The sequence below is a fragment of the Paenibacillus chibensis genome (assembly GCF_004001045.1).
Classification (GTDB): Bacteria; Bacillota; Bacilli; order Paenibacillales; family Paenibacillaceae; genus Paenibacillus_AQ; species Paenibacillus_AQ chibensis.
Genome location: NZ_BIMK01000003.1, coordinates 45,275 through 61,953, shown reverse-complemented (window position 1 = coordinate 61,953; position 16,679 = coordinate 45,275). Strand labels below are relative to the sequence as shown.

Here is a 16,679-nt window from a genome sequence, read left to right as displayed (position 1 = left end):
TCCGCGAAATGCAAAAGCACGATCAGGATTTTATCAAACGAAAAAATAGAACGACTGTTTTTGAAATCATCAAAAACAATTCTCCCCTGTCACGTGCTGAGATTGCGAGATTAACCGGAATGAGCCCTACCACGGTTAGCAGAATCGTTTCCGAGCTCTACCATCTGGATTACATGCATGAAATTGAGCAGGAGACGACCAGCGTAGGACGCAAAGCGGTTTTTCTCCAGGTGAATCCAAAATCCGTCTTGTCCGTCGGCGTGGAAATCGATAAAGCGAGTATCCGGATCGGCGTCATTGACCTGGATGGCAGGGTGATCGGCAGCAGAATCCTGGACCGGCAGGCGAACGAAGCTTCAGAAGCAACACTTGAACATATTGCAAGCGGAATCAATGGTCTGATTGACGAGGAAGGCTTTGACCGCCGCAGAATCGTCGGTATCGGCGTCGGGCTGCCGGGGATTATCGACTATGCCAGCGGCACTGCGGTGCTATCAGCTCAGCTTGGCTGGAAGCAGACGGAGATTGCTGGCGTGCTGAAGGAGCATACCGGACTTGAGGTAGCGGTCGATAACGAACTAAAGGTGAAATCCCTGGCCGAGCACATGTATGGTTCCGCCAAAGGATCGAGCCGCTCGGTGCTGATCGGCTTCGGCAGCGGCGTCGGATCATCGCTCATCATCGACGGTGAGATTTATCGGGGCGAGTCGAACAGCGCGGGGGAGATCGGACATACCGTCGTGGATCCGAACGGTATATTATGCGAATGCGGCAAAGTCGGATGCTTGCAAACCTACATCGCGGAAGCCTCTTTAATCGAACAATCCCAGAAAATCAAACCGATCGCCAGTCTGGACGAATTGTTTCAGGCAAGACGCGACGGTGAATTCTGGGCCTCAAGCATTCTTGACCGGGCGATGACCTTCGTGGCGGTGACGATCAGCAATATTGCCTGCATGTACAATCCGGATACCGTGATTTTGACCGGCAAGCTGGTCGAGAGATTTCCTGAAGTGAGGGAATTCATCGCGGAGAAATGCATGCAGCAGTTCGTTTGGGAGCCGCTGCGCGGTACCTTCCAAATCGTTTACTCGGCTTTCGAGAACGACGGCGTTGTGATCGGATCAGGCCTGCTGGCGCAAAGCCGGTTTCTGGATATCGGAAGCCAGATGGAACAGGTGGAGCAAGTTTAAGGAAGTAGCATCTTGAACAACAAGTAAAGCGGGGGATAGAGATGTATTACAAACCATTAGTGGAAGAATTCCGCGCAGGCGTGCTGGAGAATGTTCATCTGGGCGTGCTGTGCGGCGTAAATGATCAAGGCGAACTGATTCATGAAGTCGGAAACGCGCAGCATGTGACGTTCCTGCGGTCCGCAGCCAAGCCTTTTCAGGCGATTCCGGTGATGAAGCAAAATATTGCCGGAAAATACGGATTGACCGATACGGAGGCAGCCATGTTTGCCGCATCGCATCGTGGGGAGACCTATCATATCGAAGCGCTGGAATCGATCATGGCCAAAATCGGCCTGACGGAGGATCAGCTGCTTTGCTGCCCTACATATCCGCTGAACGACGAGCCGAAGTTCGCCTGCATGCGGGAAGGCAAGCCGCCAAGAAGGCTGTATCATAACTGCTCAGGCAAGCATCTGGGGATTATCGCCACGGCGAGAGAGATGGGCTACGATACCGAAACCTACTGGCAGCTGTCCCATCCGATCCAGCAGGATATCCTGCATACGCTGGCCAACATGGCTGAAATTCCGGTAGAGCAAATTCAAATCGGTGTCGACGGCTGCGGATTTCCGATCTTCGCGCTTCCACTGCAACACATCGCCAAGGCTTACCTCAAGCTGGCCTGCCCGGATTTGATCCGGGACGCGGAAACCCGCGAAGCGGTCAAAAGAATGACAGCATATATGCACGCCGGACCTGACAGCATCGCAAGCCACAACTTCATTTGTTCCGAGCTGCTGCGTGACGACAACATCGTCGCGAAGGGCGGGGCCAAAGGCGTGTATTGTTTCTCTTTAATCCGGGAACGCGTTGCCTTTGCGCTTAAAGTGATCGACGGTTCGGAAACGCCGTGGCCGATTATCGTGGCTTCGATTCTGGAACAGATCGGTTACAGCAACAAGGAAACGATTGAAAGAATGTATTCCGTCGTGCCGAAGGAAATCAAGAATGACAATCACATCATTGTCGGCGAGCGGAAGGCTGCTTTTACTTTTTAACATGATTTAAGTTCTGATTTTGCTTTCTTGTACATGGGTTCGTTCGTTGTTTCCATAGGGAAGTGACGGTGCAATCATACATCAAAGGGGAACAAAAGGAGTGGGACATGTGATGAAAAAGAAAAAGGTGGGCCTGTTGGCATCGCTGCTCGTCGTATCCGCCATGTTTACGGGGTGTTCGTTTTCGGGGAGTGACGGCGGCAACGCTTCGAGCGGCGCTTCCGGCCAGACGGGATCTTCCGCGGCAGGATCTGCCAAAGAATTGAAGCTGTACGTAGAGAACGAGATTAAGGATCTGGACCAGTGGAAAGCATCGGATGACGTGTCGTTCACCGTTCTGAACAATGTTAACGAAGGCCTGTACCGACTGGATCTGAAAAATGAACCGCAGCCTGCCATGGCTGAAAAAACGGATGTATCCGAAGACAAGCTGACGTACACGTTCACGCTTCGGGGCAATGCCAAATGGAGTGACGGCACGCCCGTCACGGCTCAGGACTTCAAATACGCCTGGCTTCGCGAAATCGATCCGAAAACCGGAACGAACGGATATTCCTTTATTATGACTGATTACATCGTCGGCGCAGCCGAGTATGCAGCCGGAGGCCCGGCGGATCAGGTGGGCATCGAGGCGAAGGATGACAAGACGCTTGTCGTGAAGCTGAAGCAGCCTACGCCTTATTTCCTGCGTCTGACTTCGCTTGCTCCGTACTTCCCGATGAAGGAAGAGTTCGTGAAGTCCAAAGGTGAAGGCTATGCGCTTGGCGCCGACAGCATGCTGTATAACGGCCCTTATACCCTGAGCTCAGTCGATGCGGCCAGCGGCGCGGTTCTGGTCAAGAACCAGGGCTACTGGGACGCGGCCAACGTCAAGGTGGAGAAAGTCGACTTGAAAGTCATCAAAGAGAAAAGCACGGCGCTGAATGCTTACAAGGCAGGCCAGCTGGATCGCGTGCTCTTGGCTTCCTCGGATGTGAATGCTTCGAAATCGGATCCCGGTTTTGGAACAGGTATCAATTTTAGAACGACGTACCTGCAGTTCAATCTGAAGGCAGACGGCGTAAGCAACGTGAACATCCGCAAGGCGCTTGAATACGGTTTCGACTCCAAGCTGCTTGCCGATCAAGTCCTGAACAATGGCTCCAAAGCCGCTACAGGCTTGATTCCTGACGAAATGAGCGGGGTTGACGGCAAGTCCTTCCGTGAAACGCAAGGGGATCTGGTCGGCGTCGATGCGGCCAAAGCCAAGGAATATTGGGATCAGGGCGTGAAAGAGCTTGGAAAAGCTCCGAAAATCACGATGCTGGTCGCGGATACGTCCGAAGTGAAAGACGTTTCGACTTTTATGCAAAGCGAATACAAGAAGAACCTCGGCATTGACATGGTGATCGATACCAAAACAAGCAAAGCGCGCAGCCAATTGATGGATAACAGCAATTATCAGATGGCGATTACCGCTTGGGGAGCCGATTACGACGACGCCATGACATACCTCGATCTGTGGGCCAATCATACGCCTTACCGCGGTAACTATGAGAATGCCAACTATGACAAGCTGATTGCTGAAGCGAAAAAGGAAACTGACGAGAAGAAACGTTTGGACATGATGCTGGCTGCAGAGAAGACGCTGCTCAGCGATGATGTGGTCGTCGTTCCGATCTATTTTGGAGGATATTCCTTCCTGCTGAACAGCAAGGTGCAAAATCTGGAGTACCATCCGTACGGCAACCCTGTCGATTTCAAATACGCGGATGTAAAATAACGCAGATTTCTGGCGTTCCGGGAGAGGAGAGAAGCGCTGCTTCTCTCTTTCCTTTCCCACCATACAAATTGGTTGATAGATCCCCATGCTTCCGGGAGGTGCAGCATTGAAACGCTATATCGGTATCCGAATCATTTACATGATCATTACCTTATTCATTATTTCAACCGTAACCTTCTTCCTGATGAAAGCACTGCCCGGCACGCCCTTCGACGAAGAAAAGCTGGCGCAGCTTCCCGATGAACAAAAGCAGATGATTTATGCGAGCTACGGCCTCGATAAACCGGTGTTCACGCAGTACGTCAATTATATTAAAAATGTCGCGCAAGGCGACTTGGGAACCTCGTTCTTCTATACGGGGCAAAAAGTGACCGACATCATTTCCGGCCGGCTGTTCCCTTCGGCGCTGATCGGTCTTCAGGCCGTGCTGCTCGGACTTGCCGTAGGCCTGATCCTGGGCATTGTCGCCGCCTACAGGCATAATACCGGCTGGGATTACGCGACGATGATCATTGCGGTTCTCGGCGTCTCGATCCCGAACTTCGTGCTGGCCGCGCTGCTGCAGTATTATGTCGGTCTCAAATGGGGGCTGCTGCCCGTGGCTTTCTGGGAAAGCTACCCGAGCTCGATTCTGCCCTCCGTTGCTTTGTGCGTTGGCGTCATCGCCCTGATTGCCCGCTTCGTGCGGACGGAAATGCTCGAAGTGCTGGATCAGGATTACGTCACGACGGCCAAGGCCAAAGGGCTGGGTACCATACGAATCATGTTTCAGCATGTGATCCGCAACTCCCTGATCTCCGTGATCACCATTCTGGGCCCGATCGTCGTCAATTTGCTGACGGGCTCGCTCGTCATTGAGAATATTTTCGGCATTCCCGGCATCGGCAGCCTGTTCGTCGATTCCATTAAAATGAACGATTACTCGACGATTATGGGTATTACGCTGTTCTACAGCGCCTTCTACGTACTCGTCATGCTCGTCGTCGATTTGCTATACGGCCTTGTCGATCCGCGGATCCGTCTGGCTTCAGGAAAGGGGTAAGCTTATGCCGCAGGACACACATAACATCGATGCGCTATTCAAACCGGCTGCGGCCCGGCCGGGGGATCAGGAGAAAATCTCCAAGAAATCCCTCTCGGCATTCCAGGACAGCTGGAGACGTCTCAGACAAAACAAGGCTGCGATTATCAGCCTCGTCATACTGATTGTCATGCTGCTGCTCGCCATCGCCGGACCATGGATCGGCCATCATAATTATTATTCGACGGATTATGGAGCGGTCTATCAGAAGCCAAACGCGGAGCATTGGTTCGGTACCGATAAATTCGGACGGGACCAGTGGGCAAGAATCTGGCAGGGGACGCGGATATCCCTTCTCATTGCCGTGCTTGCCGCCGCGCTGGATTTAGTCATTGGCGTAGCCTATGGCGCGGTTTCCGCACTGCTTGGAGGACGGACAGACAATGTGATGCAGCGCATCATCGAAATTCTGACCGGCATTCCGAGCTTGATCATTATCATCCTGCTCATGATGGTTATGAAGCCCGGAATCGTTACGATCATGATCGCCATGTCCATCACGGGCTGGGTCAATATGGCGCGCCTTGTGCGGGCCCATATCATGAAGCTGAAATCCCAGGAGTTCGTGCTGGCCGCGCGTACGCTCGGAACGCCGACTTCCCGCATTATATGGAAGCACCTGATTCCGAATACGATCGGCATTATTGTCATTAATACGATGTTCACCATTCCGTCGGCGATATTCACGGAGGCATTCCTGAGCTTCATCGGTCTAGGGCTCCAGTCCCCGATGTCGTCACTCGGCGTGCTGATCAACGACGGCTTCTCATCGCTCAATACCCAGCCATACTTGCTGCTGTATCCATCCATCGTCATTGTCCTGATTATGGTGACATTTAATATTTTGGGTGACGGTTTGCGGGATGCGCTTGATCCGAGAATGCGGAAATAGGAGGGGAACACCATGAACAGCTTGCTGGAAGTGAAGGATTTGCAGGTAAGCTTTTACACATATGCCGGCGAGGTTCAGGCGGTGCGTGACGTCAGCTTTTCCCTCGGCAAAGGAGAAACACTGGCGATTGTAGGCGAATCGGGTTCCGGTAAATCGGTCACCTCGAAAAGCATTATGCGGCTGCTGGCCAAATCGGCGAAAATCAAAACCGGCTCGATCCGGTTCGAGGATCGGGAGCTTGCTTCCCTGCCCGAGAAACAGATGCAGAACATTCGCGGAAAAGATATCTCCATGATTTTTCAGGATCCGATGACCTCGCTCAATCCGACCATGACCATTGGAAAACAGATCACGGAGGTGCTGCGCAAACACCGGAATATGGGAAGGATGGATGCCGCGAAACGAGCGGTCGAGCTGCTGAATCAGGTGGGCATACCGAATCCGGAAAAACGGCTGAAGCAGTACCCGCACCAGCTATCCGGCGGCATGCGGCAGCGTGTCGTGATCGCGATCGCGCTGGCCTGCAATCCCAAAGTCATTATTGCGGATGAACCGACAACCGCACTGGACGTCACCATTCAGGCGCAAATTCTGGAGCTGATGAACAAGCTGCAGCAGGAGCTGAGCACGTCCATCATTCTGATCACCCACGATTTGGGCGTCGTAGCGAACATGGCATCACGCGTCGCGGTCATGTATGCGGGGAAAATCGTCGAAACCGGTACCGTGGACGAAATCTTTTACGAATCGAAGCATCCGTATACGTGGGGACTGCTCGCCTCCATGCCGAAGCTGCACGAGAAAACCGATGAGCTTCTGGCCATACCGGGGACGCCGCCGGATTTGAGCGATCCGCCGAAGGGGTGTCCATTCGCCGCCCGCTGTCCTTATACGATGGAAATATGCTATGAACAAATGCCGGCCTATACAGAACATACAGGAACCCACCAGGCTGCTTGCTGGCTGCAGGACAGCCGTGCGCCGAAGGTGGAGCGTCCGATCGCAGGGGGTGAACGGTAATGCAGACGGAGAAGAAGCCGCTGGTGGAAGTCAGCCATCTCAAACGTTATTTCGACGTCGGAAGAGGACAAATTCTGAAGGCCGTGGACGATGTCAGCTTCGATATCTATCCGGGGGAAACCTTCGGCCTCGTCGGCGAATCCGGCTGCGGCAAATCCACGCTGGGGCGTACGCTGATCCGGCTTTACGATGCGACCTCGGGCAGCGCTACCTTTAAAGGAAGCTCGATTCACGGAAACAAGTCGAAGTCCGAGATGAAGCAGCTGAGACGGGAAATCCAGATGATTTTTCAGGATCCTTATGCATCGCTGAACCAACGGATGACGGTGACCGATATTATTGCAGAGGGCATTGATGCCCATGGTCTTGCGAAGAACCGCAAAGAGAGACTCGACATGGTGCATGCGCTGCTGGATACGGTGGGGCTGAACCGCAGCCACGCGGAGCGTTTTCCCCATGAATTCTCCGGGGGACAACGGCAGCGGATCGGCATTGCCCGGGCGCTTGCCGTGAATCCGAGCTTTATCATCGCCGACGAGCCGATTTCCGCGCTGGATGTGTCGATCCAGGCACAGGTCGTCAATCTGATGAAGAAGCTGCAGCGCGAGCGCGGGCTTACCTATCTGTTTATCGCGCATGACTTGTCGATGGTCAAGCATATCAGTGACCGCATCGGCGTCATGTATTTGGGCGGCATGGTTGAATTATGCGAAAGCGACGAGATGTTCGATAACCCGCTCCATCCGTATACGCAAACGCTGCTGTCGGCGATACCGCTGCCGGATCCGAAGCTGGAACGCAGCCGGGAACGCATGGTGCTGCAGGGAGACCTGCCAAGCCCGATCGACCCGCCGAGCGGTTGCCGTTTCCGTACGCGATGCCCTTTTGCCATGGAGGTATGTGCGCAAGAAGCGCCGAAGTGGCAGGAGGCTGCCAAGGGACATTACGTAGCCTGTCATCTTTACGATGGACAGCAGCAAGCAGTAGCTTCGATTCCGGACACGCAAGGAGCTGAGGTACATGGATTGGATTGAGCAGACCGTCAGCCGGAAGGCTGAGATGCTGGGGAATTTGAAGGGATTGCTCGCCATTAAGAGCATCCATGATGCGGAAACGGCGGGACCGGGGAAGCCGATGGGTGCAGGTATTGCGGAGGCGCTCCATTATATGCTGAATCTTTGCAGGGCCGAAGGCTTCCGGATCTGCAATCATGATGGATACGTCGGATACGCCGAATACGGCCCGGAAGATGCCGAGCATTATATTGCCGTCCTCAGCCATCTGGACGTCGTTCCCGTATCCGGCGATTGGGTGACGCCTCCGTTTGAGCCGGACATCCGTGACGGCAGGATCTATGCTCGCGGAGCGATCGACGACAAAGGGCCGGCCATGGCCTCCTTTTACGCGCTGAAAATCGTCAAGGATCTGGGGCTGCCACTAAAGCACCGCATCCGTCTGATCTTCGGAACCGATGAAGAAAGGACCCACCAGTGCATGGAGCATTACAAGAAGCTTGAGCCGTTGCCTGCATGCGGCTTTACGCCGGACGCGGAGTTTCCGATCGTCTGCGCCGAGAAGGGGCAGATCAACACGCGGATCCTGTTCCCTTCCGGGCCGGAGCAGCCGCAAGTGGCCGGGAAATTCGAGCTGGTGACGTTTCATGCCGGCGTGGTGGCGAACATGGTTCCGGAAGCGGCTGAAGCGGTCGTGGCCGGAGATAAGGATCGTTTAATGGCGCTTGAGCTTGCATATCAAGCTTATTGCAGCGATATCGGCCTCCGCGGGAGCGTATCGCATGGCGATCAAAATATAACGCTGCAGCTGGCAGGAAAAGCAGCCCATGGCATGGAACCTCAGTTGGGGGTCAATGCGGGTCTGAAGCTGATTCATTTTCTGAAGGATTATGCATGGAACGGCGGTGCCGGTCATTATCTGAATACCGTCGATACGCTGCTGTACGATGACGTTTATGGCCATGCGCTTGGTATTGCGATGGAGGACGCCATCAGCGGACCGCTGACGGTGAATAGCGGCCTTCTCCAGTATGAGCCGCAAGGGGAGACCTTCTTTCATATTAATCTGAGATTTCCGATCTGCGGCAACTATGACGATATTTTGGACGTCATTCGGGCAAGCATTGCGGCCTATTCGCTCGAGATCGAACCTCCAAGCTTGAAGAAGCCGCATCACGTGCCGGAGGATCATCCGATGATCCGGGCATTGCAGGACGCCTACACGGCCGAAACCGGGCAAAAGCCGGAGCTTTTGTCCACGGGAGGGGGCACGTACGCTGCCCATTTTCCAATGGGGGTGGCCTTCGGGCCGCTGCTGCCGGGAATGGAGTCGACGGCGCATCAGCCCAATGAATACATGGAAGTCGAGCTTTTGGTGCAATCCACGGCGATTTATGCAAGGGCTGTCTATGAACTGGGAAATCTGGTGCTCTAAAACGGGAAACGAACAAATCTTTTTGCAAAGGGATGCATGGAATGATGGAACTCAAAACGGGAACAGAACAGCATGCAAACGTGCTGATTGAACTGGTATTCAGTGATGGAGGATACGCACCCGAACTTCCGGTCTCGGCAAAAATGAAAGAGCGCGGAGCTCTGGCCTGGTTTTACGGCCGAAGCTCCGGGGAACAGGATATACTGATCATCGGGCTCGGCGCCCGCGCCCGGTTCAGCATGGAAATTTTACGCGAAGCTGCCGGGAGTGCCGGCCGTGCGATCCAGGAAATCGGAAAGGCAACGGCCGCGGTGAATCCGGCTTGCTTAAGCGAGCTTTTCGGCTCAGTCGTTTGGCCTCAAGAAGCGGTTACGGCCTGGGTTGAGGGCTGGGAGCTTGGAACGTACACCTTCAACAAATATAGAGCGGCTGATCCGCAGCAGACGGTGGAGTGGTTGCAGCTCAGCCCGCATTCCAGGGAGGAGGACGCCGCCGCGGCGGAGCTCGGTCAAGTCCGCGCCGCGTCGACAGCCTTGGCAAGAGATCTGTGCAACGAGGCTGCGGGCGATCTGCATCCAGCCGCTTTCGTGGCCCGTATCCGGCATATTTTTGCGAACCGGAACGTCAAGATTCATGTCTACGAGGGCGAGGAGCTGAAGCAGCGGCAGATGAACGGGCTGCTGGCCGTGGGGGCAGGCAGCAAGCATCCGCCGGCCATGGTCGAAATTATGTATGCCGGCGATCCGGATGCGGAGCATCTGGCTCTGATCGGCAAAGGCATTACCTTCGATATGGGCGGCATGAATCTCAAGAACGCCCGCGATTTAAGCGATGCCCGCTTTGATATGGGCGGCGCGGCTGCCGTCGTCGGCGCCATGGACATGCTGACGAGACTCGGGGTCAAGGCGCGGATCAGCGCCATCATTCCGATTGCGGACAACGTGCCGGACGGCGGGTCCTTCCTGCCCTCGGACGTGATCCGGTATCCGAATGGACTCAGCGTGCAGGTGGTGAACACGGATGCCGAAGGACGCCTGATCCTGGCCGACGCCATCCTGCATGCCATCCGCAGCGGTGCCAGCCAAATCATTGATGTGGCGACGCTGACCGGGGCCGTGGGACACGCGCTTGGTTTGAAGGTTGCCGGCATCTGGGGAGACGCGGAATTTGCGGAGCAATTCATGAGGATCGGCGAACAGAGCGGCGACCGGATTTGGCAGCTGCCGCTGGTGGACGAAGATGAGGAGCTGCTCGGCAGCCCTTATGCCGATATGGCGAATCTAGCCTCCAATCCTTACGGAGGCGCGAATATGGCCGCGCTGTTCCTGCGCCGCTTCGTGGATTCGAAAGCGCGCTGGTGCCATATCGACATGGCCAACACGGTTCAGGTTCCTTCCACGCGCGGGTATAAAGTGACGGGAGCCACGGGCTACGGGGTAAGGCTGCTTGCCGATTTTGTCTGCGAACGTATTGCCGCCAAGGATAGAGGAGGGATTTCATGAAGCTGGAGGTCATTGCCACCAACCTGACGGACGCGCTTCTCGCCGAGCAAGGCGGAGCGGACCGGATCGAGCTCGTCACCGGTATTTTGGAGGGCGGACTCACCCCGGGACCCGGACTGATCCGGGAAACGGTCCATCGGCTGAAGATTCCTGTGCATGTCATGGTTCGTCCGCACAGCCAATCCTTCGTCTACGACGAGCATGATCTGCAGACCATGCGGGAGGATATCGCCTTTATCAAGCAGAGCGGAGCGGCAGGCATCGTGCTTGGCGCATTGACGCCATCGGGTGCGGTGGATACGGCGGCGTTAGATCTGCTTCTGGGTGATACGGCGGGACTGAACGTCACCTTTCACAGGGCTTTTGACGAAATCGAGGATCAGCTGTCGGCCTTGAAGGTGCTGTCTGCCTATCCGCAGATCAACCGGATCCTGACTTCCGGAGGCCCTTCGCCTGCGCCGCAATCCGCACCCCAGATCAAGAAACTGGTTGAAGCGGCCGCCGGCACCGGCATCGGCATTCTGGCCGGATATGGACTTTCCGTGCCGGTGCTTCAGGAATTCCAGCTTGCGACAGGGGTACGGGAAGTTCACTTCGGTTCCGCCCTGCGGCGCGGCGGCGACAATCTGCAGGCCGTGGATCCCGGACGGGTCCAAGCCGCGAAGAAGATCTTGAACGACATACTTCAAGGAATGACAGGATAACAAAAAATGATGACTACTGTGGTGAATACAACATTGGAAAAAGAAAAGAGAGCAGTGATCGGTGTAGATTTGGGAGGAACGAAAATCGCGACGGGCCTGCTGGATCCTTCTGGCCGCCTGCTGGCACGCAGCCAGAAGGCGACCGCTGGACTCCGAAGCTCCCAAGAAGTCATTGCAACGATCGTGGAGACGATAAACGAGGTTCGCGGTCAGCGCGACATTGGCGGGATCGGCGTGGCATCGCCGGGCATGGTGGACAGCAAGAACGGCATCATTCTGAACGGAGTCAATTTGCCCGATTGGGATGGCATTTCCCTGCAATCGGAACTGGAGGAGCGGCTCGGCATTTCGGTCCGATTGATTAACGATGCCAATGCCGCCGCATGGGGAGAATACATATACGGAGCCGGACGCGGATCGCAAAGCATGGTATACGTCACGCTGAGCACGGGCATCGGCTCGGGTCTGGTGCTGGACGGCAGATTATTTCTCGGAGCAAGCTCTTTTGCCGGAGAACTGGGGCATACGGTTGTGGATCCTCATGGTGCGTTATGCGGTTGCGGTCAGCGGGGGTGCTGGGAAACCTTTGCATCGGGAACCGCGATTGCCCGAATAGCCCATGAAGCGATAGCGAAGTCGGCTGCCGCCACGCAGATGACCTTGCTGGCAGATGAGGAAGGCGTTCCCGTTCGTGCCAAGCATGTGTTTCAGGCAGCAGGCAAGGGGGATGCGATGGCTGGCGAAGTGCTGGAGCAGATTGTTCATTACACCGGTCTCGGACTCATGAACATCATTCACAGCTTCAATCCGGATTGCATCGTGATCGGTGGCGGCGTCAGCAGAGCAGGGGCGGATTTTTTTGAACCTCTCCTGAAGAAGACCGAGGAACTGGTCATGGAACCTTACCGGGGCACATTTGCCATTAAACCGGCCGAACTGAAGGATGACGTGGGGATTATTGGTGCCGGGGCGCTGTTCGTTGGGCATCCATAATCCGTTTTTTTTAATAAAATCGTGTTTGTATTATATAAAGGATGCTGCAAAGGATCGCTATCGCGCTTTGCAGTATCCTTTTTTTGTGCATCAGGTATCATATTTTGCAAAAAATTATCATAAATATGATTGAATATTTCATTGTAGTGAAATATACTATCAACATAACGATTCATCATTACATTATTAACGACTGGGGTGGATATTGCATGTCAGAACAGTATGGCGTATTGACGTATCCGGAAATCGGCGGGCAAAGCGAAGCGCTTGCTGCCGCATGGAAGCAGCTGGAGCAGCAGCAGGATTGGGTGGAGAAGTATTTTATGAGCGACAAATACGACGAGGTCGTTTTCATCGGATCTGGGACATCGTATTATCTTGCTTTAACCGCGGCAAGCACGTTCCGCAAATGGACAGGAAAGAACGCTAGCGCGCATCCTTCATCCGAGATCTATCTGTTTAGAGAGCAGGCTGTGGCTTCGAAAAAAGAAGTGCTTCTCGTCGGCATTTCCCGATCCGGTGAATCCTCCGAAGTCATTCTGGCGCTGGATTCCGTGAAGGACCTGTCCGGCTGGACGACCTGCGGTATGACTTGTGATGAGGAAAGCACGATGGCGAAAAACGTGCCATGTCTTGTGTCCCCGCTCGGCAAGGAAAAAAGCACCGTAATGACGAAATCCTTCAGCAGCATGACCTTTATGCTCCAGGCGGCCATGGCTCAAGCGGCCGGAAGCGAAGCGCATGTCGCTGAATTGAAGGAAGTCATGGAGCTAAGCAAAGAGATCGTGCCTCAAGGAGACGCAGCGGCTAAAGCGGTGATCGACGGGCATCCGGAGCTGAACAAATTTATCTACCTCGGCATGGGCGCATATGTCGGCCTTGCTCACGAGGCTTGTCTGAAATTGAAGGAAATGTCCTGTGTGTGGACGGAAAGCTTTGGTACAATGGAATTCCGGCATGGTCCGAAATCGGTCGTGGAGCCAGGTACGATGGTATGCCTGTTCCTTTCCGAAAATGCCAGAGCCTATGAAGTGAAGGTCGCGAAGGAAATGAAGGAATACGGCGCATTCGTGGTGATCGTGACGGCGGAAGCGGGAGAAGATACCGCCTTTGCGGATCTCGTCTTTACCACAGGCGGAAGTCATCTCAGCGATGAAGCCAGATCGGCGCTTAATATGCCGCTGGTTCAATATATCGGTTACTACACGGCGCTGCGGGAAGGCAGAAATCCTGACAGCCCGCGGAATTTGACCCAGGTGGTCAAAATCTAATCTCAAAAGGAGCGAATCAGCTTTGCGTGAACGAAATGGATCGAAAGAAGAACGTCAGGAACAAATACTGGACTATGTCCAGCAGCACGGTTCTATTTCCCTGCAGGAGGTGGTCCAGCAGTTTGAATGCTCGGAGGCGACGGCCAGACGGGATCTTGAAGCCTTGGAAAAGGCGGGCAAGGTTATCCGGACTATGGGCGGCGGAGCCAAGCCGGCCGGACTGGTCTCCGGAAGGGAGATTCCATTTCACGAAAAGCAGAACAGGCTCTACCGGGAAAAAGAGAACATCGCCCAGCTGGCGGCGTCCCTGGTGCAAGAAGGGGATGTCATCGGACTGACGGGCGGCACGACAACCTATCTGATCGCTCGGGCGCTTAAAAACCGTCGGAATATTACCGTCGTCACCAATGCGGTGAACATCGCGATGGAGCTGTCGGAGAACGAGGATGTTCAGGTTGTGCTGACGGGCGGCATGCTCCGCAGCAAGAACTTCGAGCTGTGCGGTCCGCTTGCGGAACGGACGCTGGAAGCACTGAATATCCACACGATGTTCATGGGCATTGACGGCTTTTCCGTGGAACAGGGTGTCAGCACGTACTCGGAGCTTGAAGCGAATACGGCGAAAATGATGATGAAGCGGACGGAACGGACGATCGCGGTATTCGACCATACGAAAGCGGGACGCAACTCCCTGTTTCAGGTGGCTCCGGTGACGTCGCTTTACGGGATCATTACGGATGAGGATCCCGGAGAAGAGCTCCGCGGTCGCCTGGCTTCGGAGCAGGTCAAGGTTTTTGTGACGCCTGAGTGATATGGGCTTATGAATTGAAAAAATGAATGAAATCCAGGGCGGGTGTGAAGATGGAAGTATATGCTGGCGTGGATGTTGGGGGGACCAACATCGTTTGCGGGTTGGTCGACTCCTCCGGCAAGGTCATGCATCGAATCAAACGCGCAACGGAAGCTGCGAAGGGTCCGGATGCGGTTCTGGAAAAAATCGCGGCGATGATCGAGGAGGCCGCAGTGGGCTATGCCGAGCAGTCTGGCACGGATATCGCGGTCGTTGCAGCCGGTATCGGTCTGCCGGGCTTCGTCGATCCGGACGAAGGCATCGCCCGGTTTGCGGGCAATCTGGGCTGGAGGAACCTGCCGGCCGTACAGCGGCTGCAGGCCAGGCTCAATCTGCCGGTTTATATCGATAACGATGTACGAACGTATGTTTACGGGGAAGCGATGTACGGAGCGGGCAAGGGCTTCAAGGACGTGCTCGGGATTACCGTAGGCACCGGCATTGCCTCCGCGATGGTCAATGACGGAAAGCTGTATTACGGCTTCCGCAATATGTCGGGCGAGCTGGGGCACATCGTAATGGAAGGCCTGTCCGATCCTTGCCCGTGCGGGCTGAACGGCTGCCTTGAAACGTTCGCCTCGGCCTCCGGCATGGTGCGGCAGGCGAAAAAAGCGCTTCGCAGCGGAGAGGCGTCCATCCTGCAGAGCTGGTTTCCGGAAGAGCGGCTGGAGGAGCTGTCCGCAGCCGATCTATCGCGAGCTTACGACCAGGGCGATCCATACGCCATCAGCTTGATGGAACAGGCTGGAGCCCTGCTTGGCCGCGCCTTGTCATATGCCGTTCCGCTCGTCAGCCCGGAGCTGGTGATTATCGGCGGTGGTGGTGCCTTGGCGGGTGACCGGTTGCTGGAGCCTTTGAAGAGGGAATTGTACAGCCGCATCCTGCCGGATTACCGGGAGCAGCTGAAGGTGGTCACGGCACTGTATAACGACGACGCCGGGGTGACCGGCAGCGCCATGTACGCCAAGCAGAAGCATATCGGCGCATCGGTATAAGCCGTCCTGTCATTAAAGGCAACCAATTCAAACATGAAGGGGAAATTACCATGGCACTCGTTTCTTCTACTTCTTTATTGCAAACAGCAAGACAAAATAAATACGCGATCGGCGCGTTCAACGTGCATACGCTTGAAATGCTGCAGGCCGTCGTGGAAGCGGCGGAGGAAGCCCAGTCGCCTCTGATCATTCAATCCACGGTGGGAACCGTGAAACACCTGGGACCGGATTACATTGCCGCCGCAGCCACCGTTGCCGCCAACCGCTCCAGTGTTCCGATCGCCCTGCATCTGGACCACTGCTCTGAATTTGACATCATTATGAAGTGCATCCGGGCGGGATATACGTCCGTGATGATCGATGCCTCCCATTCGCCTTTCGAGGAGAATGTGGCGATTACGAAAAAGGTCGTGGAGGCAGCCAACGCCATCGGCATCAATGTCGAAGCGGAGCTTGGCAAAGTGGGCGGCGTCGAAGACGATATCGTCGTAGATGAACGGGACGCGCTGCTTGCCGACCCGGCAGAATGCGCCGAATTCGTGGAACGTACGGGCGTGCACACGCTGGCACCGGCCATCGGAACAGCACACGGCATTTACAAAGGCGATCCGAACATCGACTTCGACCGCATCAAGCGCATCGCCGACGTAGTCAGCGTACCGCTCGTCCTGCACGGAGGCTCCGGCATTCCGGAGGATCAGGTGAAACGCGCCGTGTCGCTCGGCATGGCCAAAATGAACGTGGCTACCGAGCTGCGCATCATTTTCTCCGATGCCATTAAAGCGGTGTTTGCGGCCAATCCGGAGGAAAACGATCCGCGCAAATACATGGTGCCTGCGAAGCAAGCATTGAAAAAGGCTGCGATGGAAAAAATGCAGCTGTGCGGCTGCGCCGGACGTGCAAGCGACTTCCGTTAAACCGTGAAACA

The 16,679-nt window shown here is 55.1% G+C and carries 15 protein-coding genes; all 15 read left to right on the top strand.

The window, feature by feature from the left end; translation table 11 throughout:
• The first annotated feature begins 8 nt into the window (after positions 1-8).
• The 15 genes from PCH05_RS02715 to fba all read left to right on the top strand — a co-directional run bounded on the left by PCH05_RS02715 (position 9) and on the right by fba (position 16,668).
• Positions 9-1,193, top strand: a complete 1,185-nt coding sequence (locus PCH05_RS02715; protein ID WP_127600420.1) for an ROK family transcriptional regulator — start codon at positions 9-11, stop codon at positions 1,191-1,193.
• Positions 1,194-1,234: 41 nt separating this feature from the next.
• Positions 1,235-2,233: an asparaginase gene (locus tag PCH05_RS02710; RefSeq protein WP_127600418.1), complete on the top strand. Its 999-nt coding sequence runs from the start codon at positions 1,235-1,237 to the stop codon at positions 2,231-2,233.
• 112 nt (positions 2,234-2,345) lie between these two features.
• Complete coding sequence (locus tag PCH05_RS02705; protein ID WP_127600416.1) at positions 2,346-3,995, top strand: peptide ABC transporter substrate-binding protein; 1,650 nt, start codon at positions 2,346-2,348, stop codon at positions 3,993-3,995.
• A 106-nt stretch (positions 3,996-4,101) separates the two neighbouring features.
• The gene (locus PCH05_RS02700) at positions 4,102-5,037 is read left to right on the top strand and encodes an ABC transporter permease (RefSeq protein WP_127600414.1); all 936 of its coding nucleotides are present in this window, start codon (positions 4,102-4,104) and stop codon (positions 5,035-5,037) included.
• A 4-nt stretch (positions 5,038-5,041) separates the two neighbouring features.
• Positions 5,042-5,968, top strand: a complete 927-nt coding sequence (locus PCH05_RS02695) for an ABC transporter permease (protein WP_127600412.1) — start codon at positions 5,042-5,044, stop codon at positions 5,966-5,968.
• 12 nt (positions 5,969-5,980) lie between these two features.
• The gene (locus PCH05_RS02690; RefSeq protein WP_127600410.1) at positions 5,981-6,988 is read left to right on the top strand and encodes an ABC transporter ATP-binding protein; all 1,008 of its coding nucleotides are present in this window, start codon (positions 5,981-5,983) and stop codon (positions 6,986-6,988) included.
• Entirely contained in the window at positions 6,988-8,022 is a 1,035-nt protein-coding gene (locus PCH05_RS02685) for an ABC transporter ATP-binding protein (protein ID WP_127600408.1), read from the top strand. Before PCH05_RS02690 ends, PCH05_RS02685 begins: the two co-directional genes overlap by 1 nt.
• A complete protein-coding gene (pepV, locus tag PCH05_RS02680) occupies positions 8,009-9,436 on the top strand; it encodes a dipeptidase PepV (protein WP_127600406.1) in 1,428 nt (475 codons plus the stop codon). The genes PCH05_RS02685 and pepV overlap by 14 nt, the downstream gene beginning before the upstream one ends.
• Before the next feature lie 41 nt (positions 9,437-9,477).
• Positions 9,478-10,938, top strand: a complete 1,461-nt coding sequence (locus PCH05_RS02675; RefSeq protein ID WP_246049333.1) for a M17 family metallopeptidase — start codon at positions 9,478-9,480, stop codon at positions 10,936-10,938.
• Positions 10,935-11,642, top strand: a complete 708-nt coding sequence (locus PCH05_RS02670) for a copper homeostasis protein CutC (RefSeq protein ID WP_127600404.1) — start codon at positions 10,935-10,937, stop codon at positions 11,640-11,642. Before PCH05_RS02675 ends, PCH05_RS02670 begins: the two co-directional genes overlap by 4 nt.
• A 21-nt stretch (positions 11,643-11,663) precedes the next feature.
• On the top strand, positions 11,664-12,635 hold the full coding sequence (locus tag PCH05_RS02665) for an ROK family protein (RefSeq protein WP_127600402.1): 972 nt from the start codon (positions 11,664-11,666) through the stop codon (positions 12,633-12,635).
• A gap of 209 nt (positions 12,636-12,844) precedes the next feature.
• Positions 12,845-13,906, top strand: a complete 1,062-nt coding sequence (locus PCH05_RS02660; protein WP_127600400.1) for an SIS domain-containing protein — start codon at positions 12,845-12,847, stop codon at positions 13,904-13,906.
• 22 nt (positions 13,907-13,928) lie between these two features.
• A complete protein-coding gene (locus PCH05_RS02655; RefSeq protein ID WP_127600398.1) occupies positions 13,929-14,717 on the top strand; it encodes a DeoR/GlpR family DNA-binding transcription regulator in 789 nt (262 codons plus the stop codon).
• 50 nt (positions 14,718-14,767) lie between these two features.
• Positions 14,768-15,751 carry an ROK family protein gene (locus PCH05_RS02650; protein WP_127600396.1) on the top strand — a complete coding sequence of 328 codons (984 nt, stop codon included), beginning with the start codon at positions 14,768-14,770 and terminating at the stop codon, positions 15,749-15,751.
• Between the two features lie 50 nt (positions 15,752-15,801).
• Positions 15,802-16,668, top strand: coding sequence for a class II fructose-1,6-bisphosphate aldolase (fba, locus tag PCH05_RS02645; protein WP_127600394.1), 867 nt, complete (start codon positions 15,802-15,804; stop codon positions 16,666-16,668).
• Positions 16,669-16,679: the final 11 nt, after the last annotated feature.

Coding starts and splice junctions, on each gene's coding strand:
- PCH05_RS02715 (WP_127600420.1), top strand. CDS start 9: ATGCAAAAGCACGATCAGGATTTTATCAAACGAAAAAATAGAACGACT.
- PCH05_RS02710 (WP_127600418.1), top strand. CDS start 1,235: ATGTATTACAAACCATTAGTGGAAGAATTCCGCGCAGGCGTGCTGGAG.
- PCH05_RS02705 (WP_127600416.1), top strand. CDS start 2,346: ATGAAAAAGAAAAAGGTGGGCCTGTTGGCATCGCTGCTCGTCGTATCC.
- PCH05_RS02695 (WP_127600412.1), top strand. CDS start 5,042: ATGCCGCAGGACACACATAACATCGATGCGCTATTCAAACCGGCTGCG.
- PCH05_RS02690 (WP_127600410.1), top strand. CDS start 5,981: ATGAACAGCTTGCTGGAAGTGAAGGATTTGCAGGTAAGCTTTTACACA.
- PCH05_RS02685 (WP_127600408.1), top strand. CDS start 6,988: ATGCAGACGGAGAAGAAGCCGCTGGTGGAAGTCAGCCATCTCAAACGT.
- pepV (WP_127600406.1), top strand. CDS start 8,009: ATGGATTGGATTGAGCAGACCGTCAGCCGGAAGGCTGAGATGCTGGGG.
- PCH05_RS02675 (WP_246049333.1), top strand. CDS start 9,478: ATGATGGAACTCAAAACGGGAACAGAACAGCATGCAAACGTGCTGATT.
- PCH05_RS02670 (WP_127600404.1), top strand. CDS start 10,935: ATGAAGCTGGAGGTCATTGCCACCAACCTGACGGACGCGCTTCTCGCC.
- PCH05_RS02660 (WP_127600400.1), top strand. CDS start 12,845: ATGTCAGAACAGTATGGCGTATTGACGTATCCGGAAATCGGCGGGCAA.
- PCH05_RS02650 (WP_127600396.1), top strand. CDS start 14,768: ATGGAAGTATATGCTGGCGTGGATGTTGGGGGGACCAACATCGTTTGC.
- fba (WP_127600394.1), top strand. CDS start 15,802: ATGGCACTCGTTTCTTCTACTTCTTTATTGCAAACAGCAAGACAAAAT.